Source organism: Streptomyces sp. NPDC056231, assembly GCF_048270745.1.
GTDB lineage: Bacteria > Actinomycetota > Actinomycetes > Streptomycetales > Streptomycetaceae > Streptomyces.
Genome location: NZ_JBLVKW010000036.1, coordinates 60,296 through 77,468 on the forward strand (window position 1 = coordinate 60,296; position 17,173 = coordinate 77,468).

General features: G+C 69.6%; 17 protein-coding genes. 13 read left to right on the forward strand and 4 right to left on the reverse strand.

The genetic code is table 11. From position 1 onward, the window contains the following. The first annotated feature begins 15 nt into the window (after positions 1-15). The 10 genes from ACNPQM_RS25310 (at position 16) to pstB (ending at position 11,193) form a co-directional block, all read left to right on the forward strand. Positions 16-423, forward strand: a complete 408-nt coding sequence (locus tag ACNPQM_RS25310; protein ID WP_418085828.1) for a GntR family transcriptional regulator — start codon at positions 16-18, stop codon at positions 421-423. Continuing rightward, entirely contained in the window at positions 420-1,331 is a 912-nt protein-coding gene (locus ACNPQM_RS25315; protein WP_418085829.1) for an ABC transporter ATP-binding protein, read from the forward strand. The genes ACNPQM_RS25310 and ACNPQM_RS25315 overlap by 4 nt, the downstream gene beginning before the upstream one ends. Next, positions 1,328-2,302, forward strand: a complete 975-nt coding sequence (locus ACNPQM_RS25320) for a hypothetical protein (protein ID WP_418085830.1) — start codon at positions 1,328-1,330, stop codon at positions 2,300-2,302. The genes ACNPQM_RS25315 and ACNPQM_RS25320 overlap by 4 nt, the downstream gene beginning before the upstream one ends. Positions 2,303-2,570: 268 nt before the next feature. Then, positions 2,571-4,826 carry an RNA degradosome polyphosphate kinase gene (locus tag ACNPQM_RS25325; protein WP_358860277.1) on the forward strand — a complete coding sequence of 752 codons (2,256 nt, stop codon included), beginning with the start codon at positions 2,571-2,573 and terminating at the stop codon, positions 4,824-4,826. After that, positions 4,813-5,841 (forward strand): CHAD domain-containing protein, encoded by a 1,029-nt coding sequence (locus ACNPQM_RS25330; RefSeq protein ID WP_418085831.1) that lies wholly within the window; start codon positions 4,813-4,815, stop codon positions 5,839-5,841. The genes ACNPQM_RS25325 and ACNPQM_RS25330 overlap by 14 nt, the downstream gene beginning before the upstream one ends. After that, complete coding sequence (locus ACNPQM_RS25335) at positions 5,838-6,242, forward strand: NUDIX hydrolase (RefSeq protein WP_358860275.1); 405 nt, start codon at positions 5,838-5,840, stop codon at positions 6,240-6,242. The genes ACNPQM_RS25330 and ACNPQM_RS25335 overlap by 4 nt, the downstream gene beginning before the upstream one ends. A gap of 766 nt (positions 6,243-7,008) precedes the next feature. Next, positions 7,009-8,145, forward strand: a complete 1,137-nt coding sequence (gene pstS / locus ACNPQM_RS25340) for a phosphate ABC transporter substrate-binding protein PstS (RefSeq protein WP_418085832.1) — start codon at positions 7,009-7,011, stop codon at positions 8,143-8,145. 162 nt (positions 8,146-8,307) lie between these two features. After that, the gene (gene pstC, locus ACNPQM_RS25345; protein WP_418085833.1) at positions 8,308-9,306 is read left to right on the forward strand and encodes a phosphate ABC transporter permease subunit PstC; all 999 of its coding nucleotides are present in this window, start codon (positions 8,308-8,310) and stop codon (positions 9,304-9,306) included. Then, entirely contained in the window at positions 9,303-10,388 is a 1,086-nt protein-coding gene (gene pstA / locus ACNPQM_RS25350) for a phosphate ABC transporter permease PstA (RefSeq protein ID WP_418085834.1), read from the forward strand. The genes pstC and pstA overlap by 4 nt, the downstream gene beginning before the upstream one ends. Before the next feature lie 28 nt (positions 10,389-10,416). Continuing rightward, positions 10,417-11,193, forward strand: coding sequence for a phosphate ABC transporter ATP-binding protein PstB (pstB, locus tag ACNPQM_RS25355; RefSeq protein ID WP_418085835.1), 777 nt, complete (start codon positions 10,417-10,419; stop codon positions 11,191-11,193). A 266-nt stretch (positions 11,194-11,459) separates the two neighbouring features. Here pstB and ACNPQM_RS25360 read toward each other — a convergent pair whose 3' ends face one another. Continuing rightward, entirely contained in the window at positions 11,460-12,458 is a 999-nt protein-coding gene (locus ACNPQM_RS25360) for an anion permease (protein WP_418085836.1), read from the reverse strand. A 5-nt stretch (positions 12,459-12,463) separates the two neighbouring features. After that, complete coding sequence (locus ACNPQM_RS25365) at positions 12,464-13,084, reverse strand: DUF47 domain-containing protein (protein WP_266983291.1); 621 nt, start codon at positions 13,082-13,084, stop codon at positions 12,464-12,466. Between the two features lie 200 nt (positions 13,085-13,284). Here ACNPQM_RS25365 and ACNPQM_RS25370 point away from each other — a divergent pair, with 200 nt between their 5' ends. Continuing rightward, positions 13,285-13,635 (forward strand): metal-sensitive transcriptional regulator, encoded by a 351-nt coding sequence (locus tag ACNPQM_RS25370; protein WP_358861383.1) that lies wholly within the window; start codon positions 13,285-13,287, stop codon positions 13,633-13,635. A 70-nt stretch (positions 13,636-13,705) separates the two neighbouring features. Here ACNPQM_RS25370 and ACNPQM_RS25375 read toward each other — a convergent pair whose 3' ends face one another. Together ACNPQM_RS25375 and ACNPQM_RS25380 are read right to left on the reverse strand one after the other, a co-directional pair. Beyond that, the gene (locus ACNPQM_RS25375) at positions 13,706-13,900 is read right to left on the reverse strand and encodes a hypothetical protein (protein WP_358861384.1); all 195 of its coding nucleotides are present in this window, start codon (positions 13,898-13,900) and stop codon (positions 13,706-13,708) included. Positions 13,901-14,017: 117 nt separating this feature from the next. Then, positions 14,018-14,926, reverse strand: coding sequence for a hypothetical protein (locus ACNPQM_RS25380; protein WP_418085839.1), 909 nt, complete (start codon positions 14,924-14,926; stop codon positions 14,018-14,020). 133 nt (positions 14,927-15,059) lie between these two features. Between ACNPQM_RS25380 and ACNPQM_RS25385 the strand changes: the two genes are divergently transcribed. Next, the gene (locus tag ACNPQM_RS25385; RefSeq protein ID WP_358861385.1) at positions 15,060-15,254 is read left to right on the forward strand and encodes a hypothetical protein; all 195 of its coding nucleotides are present in this window, start codon (positions 15,060-15,062) and stop codon (positions 15,252-15,254) included. A gap of 76 nt (positions 15,255-15,330) precedes the next feature. Next, the gene (locus tag ACNPQM_RS25390) at positions 15,331-16,920 is read left to right on the forward strand and encodes an FAD-binding oxidoreductase (RefSeq protein WP_418085837.1); all 1,590 of its coding nucleotides are present in this window, start codon (positions 15,331-15,333) and stop codon (positions 16,918-16,920) included. Positions 16,921-17,173: the final 253 nt, after the last annotated feature.

The window sequence follows — 17,173 nt, forward strand, 5'->3', positions numbered from 1 at the left end:
GTGAAAGGGGTGAACATGGCAGAGTCCGCAGCGGTCGAGTTCCGCATCGACCGGCGCAGCGGCGTCGCCACGTACCTCCAGATCGTCCAGCAGACCAAACAGGCCCTCCGCCTCGGACTGCTTGAGCCCGGCGACCGGCTGCCCACCGCTCGCGAGGTCGTCGAGGCCACCGCCATCAATCCGAACACCGTGCTCAAGGCCTACCGCGAACTGGAGCGCGAGGGTCTCGTCGAGGCCCGGCGCGGGATGGGCACATTCGTGCGCCGGACCCTCGGGACCACGGCCACCACGGACACACCCCTGCGGGGAGAACTCACCGACTGGGCCCGCCGGGCCCGCACGGCGGGGCTGGAGCGCGACGACATGGCCGCGCTCTTCACCGCCGTACTGGACAGCACGTACAAGGGGGACAACCGCACATGACAGGCGCTGCGATCGAGGCGACCGGCCTCGGCATGAAGTACGGGCGCAAAAGCGGCGGCTGGGCGCTGCGCGACTGCTCGTTCCGGCTGCCCGCGGGGCGCGTGTGCGCGCTCGTCGGGCCCAACGGCGCCGGCAAGTCCACCCTGCTCTCCCTCGCCGCGGGGTTCCTGCGGCCGGTCGAGGGAGCCCTGCGGATCCTGGGCGCCACACCCGCCGAGGCGCGGACCCGGATGGCCTTCGTGGCCCAGGACAAGCCGCTGTACCCGCAGTTGACGGTCGCCGAGACGCTCTGGGCGGGCGCCGAGCTGAACCCCGCCACCTGGGACCCGGCCACCGCCGAACGCGTCATCGGGGACCTCCCGAGGGACGCCAGGGTCCGTACACTCTCCGGCGGCCAGCGCACCCGCCTCGCGCTCGCCCTCGCGCTCGGCAAGCGCGCCGAACTGCTGCTGCTCGACGAGCCGATGGCCGACCTCGACCCGCTCGTCCGACACCAGCTGATGGGCGTCCTGATGGCGGAGGCCGCCGAGCACGCCACCACCATCGTGATGTCCTCGCACATCCTCACCGAGCTGGAGGGCGCCTGCGACTACCTCCTGCTCGTCGACGGCGGCCGGGTCCGCCTCGGCGGCGAGACGGAGGACATCCTCGCCGCACACGCCCTGCTCACGGGTCCGGTGCAGGACCTGGCACCGCACAGCGTCGTCGAGTCCCGCACGACGGGGCGGCAGCTGACCGCACTGGTACGGAAGGAGGGCTCGGTGGACGACGCAGTCTGGGAGATCGCGACACCGTCACTGGAGGAACTGCTGCTGGCACACCTTCGGTCACCGGACGCGCCCGCGCTGCTGACGCCGAGCGCGGCGCACGGCGAGACCGTGGCCCGTGAGGCGGTGGCGGCGCGATGAGCACCCTCAGCCTGCGCGGCCCGGCCCGGGTCGTCGTACGCCGGCACCGCCGGACCCTGTGGACCATCGGGGCCCTGGCGCTCGCCGGGATCGCCGCCGTAGTCGGCACCTACCTGTGGACGAGCTCCGTCTCCGACACGTTCGCGGGCACCGGCTGCTCGGTCCAGAAGGTCACCCGGGGCTGCGGCGACAGCGTCCGTCACTTCCTCGACACCGAATTCGAGTTCAGCCGCGTGCTCCAGTACGCCGACCTGGTGATGCTCCTGCTGCCCGCCCTCATCGGCATCTTCGTCGCAGGTCCGGTGATCGGCCGGGAGCTGGAGAGCGGCACGTACAAGCTGTCCTGGACCCAGTCCGTGTCACCCGCGCGCTGGCTCGCCGCACAACTCGCCGTGCCCGCCCTCCTGACACTCGCCGGAGTCTCCGTCCTGTCCGCCGCCTCCGCCTGGGCCTGGGCGCAGCGGAACGAAACGCACTACCCGCTGGAGTGGCACGAGCGGGAGGCGTATGGCGCGATGGGCACCGTCCCCGTGGGCTACGCCCTGTGCATGCTCGCCTTCGGCGCGCTCGCCGCGCTTCTGCTGCGGCGCACGGTCGCCGCGATGATCGTGACGGTGGTCGCGTACGGCGCGCTGGTCGTGGCCCTGAACACCGTACGCAACAGCCTGTGGCCGGTCCGTACGGACACCTTCCGGTTCGATGGCGCCTACCGATTCCCCGATGCGGCTGCCGGCACCGGCCAGGGGTGGATCACCACCGGAGGCAAGCGGCTGCCCGCCGACGTGTGCCTGAACTCGGCCGACGATCTGCAGGACTGCCTGGCCGGCCACGACGTCGCGTTCCGCTACGTCGACTACCACCCCGCCTCGCACTTCTGGCCGCTCCAGCTGGTCGAGACCGGCATCCTGCTCGTCCTCGCCGCCGCTGCCGTCGCCCTCGCCTTCCGGGTACTGCGCCGACGCCACGGCTGATCCGCCCCGATCGTCGGGGTCCGGGCCGCAGAGGGGGCGGCCCGGACCCCGCACACGCAGCGCGACACCGCAACCCGCACCGCACACCGCTTCCTGCACGTCATGTCGCCGTTACCGCCCATTCAGACGCGCTTGCGACCCTCTCAGGATGCAGCCAGCTGTGCCGACCCCCCGCAACGGGAGAAAAACCGGCAGAGACCCGGGGTTTTCCGCGATCTCCGCCCCTTCCGACGCGCCCCTGAAGCCTCCCGCGCGGAACAATAGGGCCATGAGCCAGTCGCCCAGCTCCGAGGTCCCGGTCCAGCCCGCCGCACAGCCGTCGGTCGGCTCTCTCGTCGCGCACCGGCCCCACGCCGTCGCATCCCCGAAATACGCGGGAGCCGGTCTTTCCATGGCCGCCGACCTCGATCCCGACCTCGACGCCGACGTGGACGTGTACGAACCCGACGTCGACGGCAGCGAGCTGCCGCAGGGCCGCTTCCTGGACCGGGAGCGCAGTTGGCTCGCATTCAATGAACGGGTGCTGGAGCTCGCCGAGGACCCGGCGACACCTCTCCTCGAACGAGCGAATTTCCTCGCGATCTTCGCCTCTAACCTGGACGAGTTCTTCATGGTCCGGGTGGCCGGCCTCAAGCGCCGTATCGCCACCGGCGTCGCCACCCGCTCCGCGTCCGGTCTGCAGCCCCGCGAGGTCCTCGACCTGATCTGGACACGGTCCCGCGAACTCATGGCCCGGCACGCCGCCTGCTACCAGCAGGACATCGCGCCCGCACTGTCCGACGAGGGCATCCAGCTGATCCGCTGGCCGGAGCTGGCCGAGAAGGAACAGGCCCGCCTGTTCACCTTCTTCCGGCAGCGGGTCTTCCCCGTACTGACGCCGCTGGCCGTCGACCCGGCGCACCCGTTCCCGTACATCTCGGGCCTCTCGCTCAACCTCGCGGTCGTCGTACGCAACCCGGTCAGCGGCCACCGCCACTTCGCCCGCGTCAAGGTGCCGCCGCTGCTGACCCGGTTCCTGGAGGCATCACCGCAGCGCTACGTGCCCATCGAGGATGTCATCGCGGCGCATCTGGAAGAACTCTTCCCCGGCATGGAGGTCCTCGCCCACCACATGTTCCGGGTCACCCGGAACGAGGACCTCGAAGTCGAGGAGGACGACGCCGAGAACCTGCTCAAGGCCCTGGAGAAGGAGCTCATGCGGCGGCGCTTCGGCCCGCCGGTGCGTCTGGAGGTCGAGGAGTCCATCGACCCGTACGTGCTCGACCTGCTGGTCCGCGAGCTGAAGGTGTCCGACGCCGAGGTCTACCCGCTGCCCGGACCGCTCGACCTCACCGGGCTGTTCGGCATCGCGTCACTGGACCGCCCGGAGCTGAAGTACCCCAGGTTCATCGCGGGAACCCACCGCGATCTCTCCGAGGTCGAGTCCTCCTCGGCGCCCGATGTCTTCGCCGCGCTGCGCGAACGCGATGTGCTGCTGCACCACCCGTACGACTCGTTCTCCACCTCCGTCCAGGCGTTCCTGGAGCAGGCGGCGAGCGACCCGGACGTGCTCGCGATCAAGCAGACGCTGTACCGGACCTCGGGCGACTCGCCGATAGTCGACGCCCTGATCGACGCCGCCGAGTCCGGCAAGCAGGTCCTCGTGCTTGTCGAGATCAAGGCCCGCTTCGACGAGCAGGCCAACATCAAGTGGGCACGCAAGCTGGAGGAGGCGGGCTGTCATGTGGTCTACGGCCTCGTCGGGCTGAAGACGCACTGCAAGCTCTCCCTCGTCGTCCGCCAGGAAGGCGACACGCTGCGCCGCTACTCGCACGTCGGCACCGGCAACTACCACCCCAAGACCGCGCGGCTGTACGAGGACATCGGCCTGCTGACCGCCGACCCGCAGGTCGGGGCGGACCTCTCCGACCTCTTCAACCGGCTCTCCGGCTACTCCCGCCGCGAGACGTACCGCCGCCTCCTTGTCGCCCCCAAGTCCCTGCGTGACGGGCTGATCTCCCGGATAAACAAGGAGATCGCGCACCAGCGGGCCGGTCGCCCCGCCTACGTACGGTTCAAGGTCAACTCGATGGTCGACGAAGCGATCATCGACGCCTGCTACCGGGCCGCCCAGGCGGGCGTTCCGGTGGACATCTGGGTACGCGGCATCTGCGCGATCCGCCCCGGCGTCGCCGGCCTCTCCGAGAACATCCGGGTCCGCTCGATACTGGGCCGCTTCCTCGAACACTCCCGGGTCTTCTCGTTCGGCAACGGCGGCGAACCCGAAGTGTGGTTCGGCAGCGCCGACATGATGCACCGCAACCTCGACCGCCGGATCGAAGCACTGGTCCGGGTCACCGATCCCGCCCACCGTGCCGCGCTCAGCCGGCTCCTGGAGACCGGTATGGCCGACACCACCTCGTCCTGGCACCTCGGTCCCGACGGGAACTGGAACCGGCACGCCACGGACGCGGACGGCCAGCCGCTGCGGCACGTACAGGAAATGCTCATTGACGCCCGGAGGCGCCGGCGTGCGACGCCCTGACCACCAGACGACGACCCGGACGGACGTGTCCGCGGGCGCTGTCCTCGCCCCCTACCTGCAGGAACAGGCCGCGAACTTCCTTCGCAGCCTGCGCCTGCACCGCGAGAACAGCGCCCCCACGGACGCCGGGACACTCGCCGCCGAGCAGGCCGCCGGTGCACTGCGCAGCTCGGCCCGCCGCATCAGCGGCACCCTGCACACCTTCCGGTCGGCACTCGAACCCGGCTGGGCCGAGCAGCTCCGTACGGAACTGGCCTGGCTCTCGGGCACGCTGGCCCGCGAGCACGCGTACGCGACCCGGCTGACCCGGCTCGTCGAAGCGCTGCACGTCCTGTCCGGCACCTCGCCGCCGCCCCGCACCCAGTGGACCGCCCCCGGCACCGACCTCGATGTCACCCAGCACGACGCCGCACAGGCCAAGGAACGCGCCGCACTCGGCGTCGGTGCGGCCAGGGCAGGGGCGCTTCTCGAACGGCAGCTCACCCTCGCCAGGACCCGCGCCCACTCGGCGGCCCTCCAGGCGCTCGGCTCGTCCCGATTCCACGCGGTCGCCGACGCGGTCGCCCTGCTCGCCTCCGAGGTCCCGCTCTCCACCGCGGCCACGGCCCCGGCCGCCGAGATGCTGCACGGGCCCGCGGACCGGGCCGAGCAGCGGCTGCTCGGTGCGGTGGCCACGCTCCCGTCCGACGAGATGGTCGAGCCGTACAACGAGGCGCACGACGCGCCCTGGCACCAGGCCCGCCTTCTGCTACGACTGCACCGGTACGCCCACGAGGTGGTACGCGGCGCCCCCGACCCGGTCCTGGCTGCCCCCGGACACGCGCTCGACCTGCACCGGGACGCGGCGGAGGCAGCCGCGGCAGCGGCATCGGCGGCCCGTACGCCGAGAATCGCGCCGGCCACCGCCTACGCCCTGGGGGTGCTCCACGCCGACCAGCGGCACGAGGTGGAGGCGGCCCGCGGGGCGTTCCGGGAGGCCTGGCCGTACACGACGGCGGCTGTGACCGCGCCATGAGCGGCGGGCTCGTACAGGCCGCGGGGTGTGTGCTGTGGCGCCGGTCGGAGCACTCCGGGGAGCTCGAGATCTGCCTGGTCCACCGGCCCCGTTACGACGACTGGTCACATCCGAAGGGCAAGCTCAAGCGCGGCGAGCCGGCCATCGACGCCGCTGTGCGCGAGGTTCTGGAGGAGACCGGCCACCACTGCACACCGGGGCCCCCGCTGCCCACGGTCCGGTACCTCGCGAACGGCCGCCCCAAGGAAGTCCTGTACTGGGCGGCCGAGGCGACGGACGGCGTATTCGTCCCCAACGACGAGGTGGACCGCATCGTCTGGCTCCCCCCGGAAGCGGCCCGCACCCACCTGACCCAGCCCCGCGACCGCGATCTGCTGGACGCACTGCTGATCAGCGGGTGACCACGTGCGGGGTGCCCCGACGGGCGGTGCGGTTCTCGTGCCCGGGTCCGGGGCGGGGGTTCCGTCCTCAATCGCCGGACGGGCTTGATTGTCGGCGCCGTGCCCCCGGGGGTGCCGCTGCGTCTGCCGGGTGGTGGGGCGGGTGGGGCCCCTCCGGGGCGTCTCCTCGGGACTGGCGCGGAAGCCGGCACCGCGGACGAGCCCGGCACGTACGCCAGCCCCTGCGGGGACTCCCCTGCACGGCCCCACCCCCGTATCGTCCGCGTCCGCGACCCGGCGGTCGTGACAGGAAGACACACCGGGCCGCTCACGCGGGACGGCCGGTCCGGGGCCGTGCAGGGGAGTCCCCGCAGGACGACGAACGGATACCCGGTCTTCCCCGCGTATCCGCCGAACGTTCGTCGTTTGAGGAGACACCCCGGAGGGGCCCCGGACCACCACCCAACGGGCAGGCGACGGCGCCATCGGGGGCCAGGCGGACACCCCAGCCCGTCCGGCGCTTGAGGACGGAACCGCCCACCCCGTGGGCCCGAACCCGCCGGACACGGCAAGCCCACCCCGCCCAGGCGCCCCACGCCACGGGGGCGAGAACCAGGCCGCCCGCCACGGTTCACCTCCTGTTCACTCTCTCCCGTAAGCCACTTCACCTGTTCTGCCTAATTTCAGCAGTGCACGGTGCGCGGCGAGACGCTGCACCACCCATCACCTCGCACGCCGTCGTAGAACGAACAAGACCTCGGCGGCTCCTGGAAGGAAAAACCCGAAAGTGAAGCTTCAGCGCAAGAACCGGCTTCGTGCCACCGCGCTCGGTGCCCTCGCCGTCTCCAGCGCCCTGGTCCTCACGGCGTGCGGTTCGGACAACAACAGCGGCAGCAGCACGGGCGGCAGCGGCGAGAAGACGAGCGCCGCGTCGAACATCAAGTGCGACGACGCCAAGGGCCAGCTCCTCGCCTCCGGCTCCAGCGCGCAGAAGAACGCCATGGACCTCTGGGTCAAGGACTACATGGCGGGCTGCAAGGGCGTAGAGATCAACTACAAGTCGTCGTCCTCCGGTGAAGGCATCATCGCCTTCAACCAGGGCACGGTCGGCTTCGCCGGCTCCGACTCGGCGCTGAAGCCCGAAGAGGTCGCGGACTCGAAGAAGATCTGCAAGACCGGCCAGGGCATCAACCTCCCGATGGTCGGCGGCCCCATCGCGATCGGCTTCCACCTCGAGGGTGTCGACAGCCTGACGCTGGACGCCCCCACGCTCGCCAAGATCTTCGACGGCAAGATCAAGAAGTGGAACGACCCGGCGATCGCCAAGCTCAACAAGGGCGCGAAGCTTCCGGACAAGGCGATCCAGGCCTTCCACCGCTCCGAGGACTCCGGCACCACGCAGAACCTCGGCAAGTACCTCGCCGCCACCGCCCCGAACGACTGGAAGTACGAGCCCGAGAAGAAGTGGCCGGCCCCGGGTGGCCAGGCCGCGTCCGGCTCGGCCGGTGTCGCCGCCCAGGTGAAGCAGGTCGACGGCTCGATCGGTTACTTCGAGCTCTCGTACGCCTCGTCGCAGTCCATCTCCACGGTCGACATCAACACCGGTGGCTCCGCCCCGGTCAAGGCCACCCCGGAGAACGCCTCCAAGGCCATCGCCGCCGCCAAGATCAAGGGCACCGGCAAGGACCTGGCGCTCGACCTCGACTACACGACCAAGGCCGAGGGTGCATACCCGATCGTCCTGGTGACCTACGAGGTCGTCTGCGACTCGGGCAACAAGGCCGAGACGCTTCCCACGGTCAAGTCCTTCCTGAACTACACCGCGAGTGACGAGGGTCAGAAGGTCCTCACCGACGCCGGTTACGCGCCGATCCCGACCGAGATCAACGCCAAGGTCCGCGAGACCATCGCGTCCCTCTCGTAACCAGAAGCAACACCCGTAACACCAGCTGAAACCCAGCTCCACCAGCAACACCCGACAGGCCGGCCCGGTGCACCCCTCCGGACCGGCCCGTCGGCACCACCCCCCATCCGGTGCACCGCCGCCAGGGGAGCACATCGCTCCCCCACACAGACCGGAAAGACCATGGCTTCCACCACACCGATAGACACGCCACCGGTGCCCCCGGTGCAGCGCAAGCGCGCCAGGCCCAAAGCCGCCGGACGCGCGGGCGACAAAATCTTCCTGGGCCTCTCGCGGGGCGCAGGCATTCTGCTGCTCGTGATCATGGCGTCGATCGCCGTGTTTCTCACGTATCGCTCGACCCTCGCCATCTCCAAGGACCAGGGCAACTTCTTCACCACGCTGGACTGGAACCCGGTCGGCGACAAGCCGGTCTTCGGTATCGCGGTCCTGCTCTTCGGCACGATCGTCAGCTCGATCATCGCGATGGTCATCGCGGTTCCGATCGCTGTCGGTATCGCCCTCTTCATCTCGCACTACGCGCCGCGCAAGCTGGCCGCACCCCTCGCGTACGTCGTCGATCTGCTCGCGGCAGTGCCGAGCATCGTGTACGGCATCTGGGGCGCACTCTTCCTGGTCCCGTACCTGGAGGGACTGAACCTCTGGCTCGACCAGTTCTTCGGCTGGACGTACGTCCTGGACAAGACCGAGGTCGGCGTCGCCCGCTCGCTCTTCACCGTCGGCATCCTGCTCGCGATCATGATTCTGCCGATCGTGACGAGCGTCAGCCGCGAGGTCTTCCTCCAAGTCCCGAGGATGAACGAGGAAGCCGCCCTCGCGCTCGGCGCCACCCGCTGGGAAGTCATCCGCCTCTCGGTGCTGCCCTTCGGCCGCTCCGGCGTGATCTCCGCGTCGATGCTGGGCCTGGGCCGCGCACTCGGCGAGACGATGGCCGTCGCCACGGTCCTGTCGCCGAGCTTCGTCATCTCCGCGCATGTGCTCAACCCCGGCGGCGGAACGTTCGCCCAGAACATCGCCGCGAAGTTCGACGAGGCCGACCAGTTCGGCCGCGACGCCCTGATCGCCTCCGGCCTCGTCCTCTTCATCCTCACCCTGCTGGTCAACGGCGCGGCCCGGCTCATCATCGCCCGCCGCAAGGAGTACTCGGGGGCCAACGCATGAGCCACGCAGCCAACACCGGCATACAGGAGCGCCCCGCCCCCACGGCAACCGCTTCCCGGAACAGTCTCAGCAGCAGGGCGCTCCCCCGCTGGGCCCCGGCCGCCTTCGCGGGCGCCTCGATCGTGCTCGGCGTCGGCATCGGCGCGGCGGCGGGCTGGCAGAGCCACATCCAGTGGGGCTTGTTCTCCGCGGTGCTCTTCGTCGTCATCTCGTACGTCACGACGTCGGTCGTCGAGAACCAGCGCCAGGCCAAGGACCGGCTCGCCACCAGCGTCGTCTGGGTGTGCTTCCTCCTCGCCGTCGTGCCGCTGGCCTCGCTGGTCTGGACCACGGTCAGCCGTGGCGCCAAGGTCCTGGACTTCTACTTCCTCACCCACTCCATGGCGGGTGTGCTCGGCATGGCGCCGGGCGGCGGTGTCTACCACGCCTTGATCGGCACCCTGGAGCAGGTCGGCCTCGCCACCTTGATCTCCGCCCCGATCGGCCTGCTGACCGCCGTCTACCTGGTGGAGTACGGCAAGGGCGCGCTCGCCAAGGCCGTGACGTTCTTCGTCGACGTCATGACCGGTATCCCGTCCATCGTCGCCGGTCTCTTCATCCTGTCGATCATGCTGATCGCGCAGCTCCAGCCGTCCGGCCTGATGGGTTCGCTGGCGCTCACGATCCTGATGATCCCGGTCGTGGTCCGCTCCACGGAGGAGATGCTCAAGCTCGTCCCGAACGAGCTCCGCGAGGCATCACTCGCCCTCGGCGTCCCCAAGTGGCGCACCATCCTGAAGGTGGTCCTGCCCACCGCGATCGGCGGCATCACCACCGGTGTGATGCTCGCGATCGCCCGGATCGCCGGCGAGACCGCACCGATCATGCTGCTGGTCTTCGGCAGCCAGCTGATCAACACCAACCCCTTCGAAGGCGCGCAGTCGTCGCTCCCCTTCTACATCTGGGAGCAGTACAAGATCGGCAGCGAGGCGTCGTACGACCGCGCCTGGGCCGCCGCTCTGGTCCTGATCGCCTTCGTCATGATCCTCAACCTGGTGGCCCGCGGCATCGCCCGCTGGAAGGCCCCGAAGACCGGCCGCTGACCGCGGCACGAAAGAAGCAGTGATTCAGATGGCCAAGCGCATCGACGTCAGCGGTCTGTCCGCCTATTACGGCTCCCACCTCGCCATCGAGGACATCTCGATGACCGTGGAGCCCCGCTCCGTGACCGCCTTCATCGGCCCGTCCGGCTGCGGCAAGTCCACCTTCCTGCGCACGCTGAACCGGATGCACGAGGTCACCCCCGGTGGCCGCGTCGAGGGCAAGGTCCTGCTGGACGACGAGGACCTGTACGGGGCCAACGTCGACCCGGTCACCGTGCGCCGCACGGTCGGCATGGTCTTCCAGCGGCCGAACCCCTTCCCGACCATGTCGATCTTCGACAATGTCGCGGCGGGCCTGAAGCTGAACGGTTCGTACAAGAAGAGCCAGCTGGCGGACGTCGTGGAAAAGTCTCTCCGTGGCGCCAACCTCTGGAACGAGGTCAAGGACCGCCTGAACAAGCCCGGCTCCGGCCTCTCCGGCGGTCAGCAGCAGCGCCTGTGCATCGCCCGTGCGATCGCGGTCGAGCCGGATGTGCTGCTGATGGACGAACCGTGCTCCGCCCTGGACCCGATCTCCACCCTCGCCATCGAGGACCTGATCGGCGAGCTGAAGGAGCGCTTCACGATCGTCATCGTGACGCACAACATGCAGCAGGCGGCCCGCGTCTCGGACCGCACGGCGTTCTTCAACCTCGCGGCGGTCGGCAAGCCCGGCAAGCTCGTGGAGATAGACGAGACGGCACGTATCTTCTCCAACCCGTCGGTCCAGGCTACGGAGGACTACATCTCCGGCCGATTCGGGTGACCAGGTCACCCGGGTACGGGGTCGGCCCGGGCCGGGGGCGTGGGTGGTAACTGCTGGTGGTGGGTTTCCACCGGCGAACCCACCACACCCCTCCGGCGAACCGGCCCCGTTCACAGACAGCCTTTGGGGTGCTGCATGGCGGTGCCACCCTCAAGGCAAAGGGTCCGCCCCCGCTCCTCACAAGGGAGCGGGGGCGGACCCCTTTCACTTCAAGCCCGCGGGGGCGTCTCAGACCCGTCCGGCAGCTGGGGACGAAGTCCACCCGCTCACCCGAACAGCAGAACAACGACCCCGTAACTCGCGGCAGCGACCAGTGCCGCGGCCGGCATCGTGATGAACCACCCGAGGATGATGTTCTTCGCGACCCCCCACCGCACTGCGTTGACCCGCTTCGTGGCCCCCACACCCATGATCGCCGAGGTGATCACATGCGTCGTGGAGATGGGCGCGTGGAACAGATAGGCCGAGCCGAACATGATCGACGCCCCGGTCGTCTCCGCGGCGAATCCCTGCGGCGGGTCCAGCTCGATGATCTTCCGGCCGAGCGTCCGCATGATCCGCCAGCCTCCCGCGTACGTACCCAGCGAGAGCATCAGCGCGCAGACGAGCTTCACCCAGACCGGAATCGGGGCGCTCGGGCTCTCGACATCGGCGATGACCAGCGCCATCACCACGATGCCCATCGTCTTCTGCGCGTCCTGCAGACCGTGCCCGAGCGCCATGCCCGCCGCCGAGACCGTCTGCGCTATGCGGAATCCGCGCTTGGCCTTGTGCGGGTTGGTCTTCCGGAACAGCCACATGATCGTGACCATCACCAGATAGCCCACGACCAGACCGACGACCGGCGAGACGAACATCGGGATGACGATCTTGTCGAGCACCCCGTTCCAGTGCACCAGCGTTCCGCCGGCCAGCGCCGCTCCGACCATGCCGCCGAACAGCGCGTGCGAGGACGACGAGGGCAGACCGAAATACCAGGTGACGAGGTTCCAGATGATCGCGCCGACAAGGGCGGCGAAGAGGATTCCCATCCCCTTCTGCCCCTGGGGCGTCGCGATCAGGCCCTCACTGACGGTCTTGGCGACTCCCTGACCCAGGAAGGCACCGGCGAGGTTCATCACCGCGGCCATGGCCAGGGCCGCCCGCGGGGTCAGCGCCCGGGTGGAGACCGAGGTGGCGATGGCGTTCGCCGAGTCGTGGAAGCCGTTCGTGTAGGTGAAGCCGAGCGCGACACCGATGGTCACGATCAGCGCAAAGGTGTCCACGTGGTTCAGGACTCCTTGACCGCAATGGTCTCCACCGTGTTGGCGACGTGCTCGAACGCATCGGCCGCCTCTTCCAGCACATCCACGATCTGCTTGAGCTTCAGCACCTCAATGGCGTCGTACTTGCCGTTGAAGAGATGGGCGAGCAGCTTGCGGTGGATCTGGTCGGCCTGGTTCTCCAGACGGTTGACCTCGATCCAGTACTCGGTGAGGTTGTCCATCGTGCGCAGGTTGGGCATCGCCTCGGCGGTCAGCTCGGCCGCCCGCGCCAGCACCTCGATCTGCTGCTCGACGCCCTTGGGGAGTTCTTCGATCTGGTACAGCACGACCAGGTCGACGGCCTCCTCCATGAAGTCCATGATGTCGTCGAGCGACGATGCGAGGTTGTAAATGTCCTCGCGGTCGAACGGCGTGATGAAAGAGGAGTTCAGCTGGTGGAAGATCGCGTGGGTCGCATCGTCCCCTGCGTGCTCCGCTGCCCGCATACGTTCCGCGATCTCGACTCGGGAGGCAGAGTCCGCCCCGAGCAGTTCCATGAGGAGTTTCGAGCCCGTGACGATGTTGTCCGCGGATGCGGAGAACATGTCGTAGAAGCTCGTCTCCCTGGGGGTCAGACGAAAGCGCACGTGGGGTCCTCGGGATGCTTTGGTTTCGGTCAGGCTGATGCTAGGCGCATCATCCGGCCACGGCTAACCGGCATTCTTCAGTGTCGCGCATCGAACAGTGTGATCAGCACGGGCCCCCGGTCACGGTTCAGCTGAATTCGTTAGAATATACCCACCCGGGGTATATAAAGCGCAGGGCAAAGGGAAAACGGGAGGCAGCAATGACCACCACAGAGGCGACGGAACCCACCGAGGAAACGGCGGAGATCCTCACCGACCACGACCGCGGCATACACGGCTACCACCACCAGAAGGCCGACCACGTCAAGCGGCTGCGCCGGATCGAGGGCCAGATCCGTGGTCTGCAGCGGATGGTCGACGAGGACGTCTACTGCATCGACATACTCACGCAGGTCTCGGCGTCCACCAAGGCCCTCCAGTCGTTCGCGCTGCAGCTCCTCGAGGAGCATCTGCGCCACTGCGTCGCCGACGCGGCGGTCAAGGGCGGCGAGGAGATCGACGCGAAGGTCGAGGAAGCCACGAAGGCCATCGCCCGCCTGCTCCGCACCTGAGGCAGCACCGCGGGCGGTCGCACGGCGTGGGGCACCGTCCGAGGCGCCGCCTGACGTGCGCCTCCGCCCGTCATCCCCGGTGGTCACACTGCCGGGGGACGGCGGTGTGTTCGGTGCCCGCCCCGACGTTGAGCACCTCGTCGATACGGTCCGCACTGAGCCGTTCGCCGATCGCGGACGACGCCGCGATCATCAGCTCACCGCACAGCTCGATCTCGGCGAGGGCCACATGGTCCTGAACGGTCCGAGTGCTGAGCGTCACCACGTACGTCACCTCTCACTGCCGTCGCCGACTTCCTAGCGTAGGGAGCGGACCACGCGCCGCGCATGGCACGGACGGACCATTTCGGCCCCGCCGGATGCCTACGCGCCCGGCCGGCCGCTACCGCTGCCCCTGCTCGATCCGACCGGTGTAAATGTCGCGATCGTCCGGAAGGTGCATATTCACGGGCACCCCGAACCCGAACAGCAGCGTCGTCGACACCACCTGCACCGCCGGTCCCTCGTTGGCGAAACTGAACCGGTGCCGCACCTTCCGCAGCCGCCCCGCCTCGTCCAGATACGCGTCGAACGGCACCGCATCCGTGCGGAACCCCTTCGCCGCCGCGGCCAGTGCGCCACGCGATCGCGGCGAGGCGGCCCGCGCCGCCCGTCCGAGGTCCGCGGTCCCCCGGTAGTGCCGGACCATGACCCCGGCGAGCTCGCTCTCCCCGACATACGTCACCTTGTCCGCCCCGCGCAGCAGTTCGGCGGCCGCCATGGGATCGGTGACCCCGCCCGTGACGAGATTGCCGTCCTCCAGGGCCGTCGTATCGACCCTGACCCACTTGCCTGCGGGAACTCCGGCACCACGGTTCTTCATGTAGAGCGCACCGGGGGCGAGGAGTTCGGTGATGGGGCCGTGTTCGTACTCGCCCGCGGCGTCCTTCGGCAGCACCACGGTGAGCCGGCCGAGCTGCCTGCGGAAGTCGTACGCCCCCCGGCCGGTGATCGTCACCCGCGTCCCGCCTGCCGCGGTCTCCATCGACGTACGCACCTCGGCGCTCCCGGCGACGTCCCGGCTCCCTGGCCGGTTCCCGCCCCCTGTCCCGGCGAGCACCGCGGCCGCCCGGTGGATCACATCGAGGGAATCGCCCCCGCCCCGCTCGTCCACCACGCTCCGGCCGCCGGCGTCGGTCCCGCCCCGGCCACCGCTGTCCGAGCATCCGGCGGCCGCCGCCATCACGCCCACCACGGCGAGGGCGCAGACAGCGCGCGCCCCGCTTCCGGACCTGTGCTGCTGCACCACCATCGCCTGCCAACCCTCAACGACGTACCGCTTGCCCGAGCCCCCCACCCGCCCCGCATAACGACCACCCGTGTCCGCCGTCACGCCGTCCTCATGGGCCCCACGGACGGGTGCCCGTCCCCAGTACCGTGGACGCGTGTACGACCAACACACCGCGGAGGTCACGCCGACCGCTCCCGCCACCCCGCCGACGCCCCCCGCCCACGAGCCCTTCACCATCGAACGCGGCTCGTTCTGCATCGCCCGCTGCGGATGCGGGTGGACCGGCCCGGCCCGTCGCTCCCGCGACCGCGCCCGCACCGACGCCGAGCAACACCGCACCGCCCGCTGATCACGGATCACCGACAACCGATCCACCCGACGGTCGCCCGACCGATCGGCCCGCGAGGCCATGACCCGGAGGCCCGATGAACCTACTGAACCGCCGCACCCTGCTCACCGCGGGCGCGGCAACAGCCCTGGCCGGCGCCACGGTCACCGCCTGCAGAGGCACCGGCACGGGTTCCTCAGCCGCCACCGCGGCCACCACCACCCGCACGTCGCCCGCATCAGCCGGCTCACCGTCCGCCACAACCGGCAAGGCGAACTGGCCCGCCCTGGCCAAGAGCCTCGACGGCATCCTCGTGCGCCCCGAGGACGCGGCGTACCGGACGGCCCGCCAGCTCTACAACACCCGTTTCGACGGCCTGAAACCAGCAGCCGTCGCCTACGTCCAGCACGAGGCGGACATCCGTGAGTGCCTGGCTTTCGCCCGCCGCAGCTCCACCCCCGTCTCGATCCGCAGCGGCGGCCACTCCTATGCGGGCTGGTCGAGCGGCAACGGGCGCCTGGTCATTGACGTCTCGTCACTCTCCCGGGTCGACCGGGACGGCACCGTCGGTGCGGGCGCCAAACTCATCGACGTCTACCGGGGTCTTGCCCGGCACGGGCTGACGATCCCCGGAGGCTCCTGCCCCACGGTCGGCATCTCCGGTCTCACGCTCGGCGGCGGCCACGGCGTCGCGTCCCGCGCGTACGGCCTGACCTGCGACAGCCTCACCGCGGCAACGCTCGTCACCGCTGACGGCAGGACAGTGACCGCCGACGCCAAGCACCACCCCGACCTCTTCTGGGCGCTGCGCGGCGCGGGCAACGGCAACTTCGGCGTGGTCACCGAGCTGACATTCCGCACCCGCCCGGCCCCACAGACCGTCACCGCGTACATGTCGTGGCCGTGGTCGCGCGCCCGGTCCGTCATCGCCGCCTGGCAGAAGTGGGGCCCGGACCAGCCGGACGAGATCTGGTCCTCCGTGCATCTCGCCGCGGGACCGGGCGGCGGGAACCCGACCGTGTCGGTCGCCGCGTTCAGCCTGGGGACCTACGGCGACCTCCAGAACGCCGTCGACCGTCTCGCCGACCGGATCGGCGCACCGGCGTCCTCGGTGTCGCTGCGCCGCCGCGGCTACGAGGAGGCAATGCTGGTGTACGCGGGCTGCTCCGGCCTCAGCGCCGCGCAGTGCCGGCTGCCGGGTACGACACCCGGCCGTACCTCGCAGGGCGCGCTCCAGCGCGAGACCTACGCCGCCGCGTCCGACTTCTTCGACCACTCCCTGTCCCCGACGGGCATACGGGCCCTGCTCGACCGGACCGAGGCGTTCACCCGGATCAGCGTGACCCCGAGCGGCGGCGGCGGATCGATCGCGCTCACCGCGCTCGGCGGGGCGATCAACCGGGTCGACCCGCGGGCGACGGCGTTCGTCCACCGCCGCTCACGGATGCTCGCCCAGTACATCGCCGCCTGGCGACCCGGCACGGCGGGGACGGCCCAGCAGGACTGGCTGAAAAACACCCACGGCGTGCTGCGGCGGTATGCGTCCGGGGCGGCGTACCAGAACTACACGGACCCGACGCTGACCGACTGGCGGCAGGCGTACTACGGAACGGCGGCCGACCGGCTCGCCCGGGTGAAGAAGCAGTACGACCCCGAGCGCCTCTTCGCTTTCCCGCAGGCGCTGTAACGGCCTGGTGCGCGATAGCGAGCGGGCTCCCGGCGTCAGGCGACTCCGCCTCCGGCGTTGTCGTCAGTCGACGACGCTCCGCGTCGCCTCCGTCCTCCGCCTTGGATTCGAAGCCGCCTGACGCCGCTCGCTGATCCGCTCTCTATCGCGCACCAGGCCGTAAGGGCTCGCAGAGAATCAACATGCTGGTTTGATCTCTGATGGGGGTCGGCTGCCGTACTTGCCGAGGTGGGCGGCCACGTCTGCCGGGGTG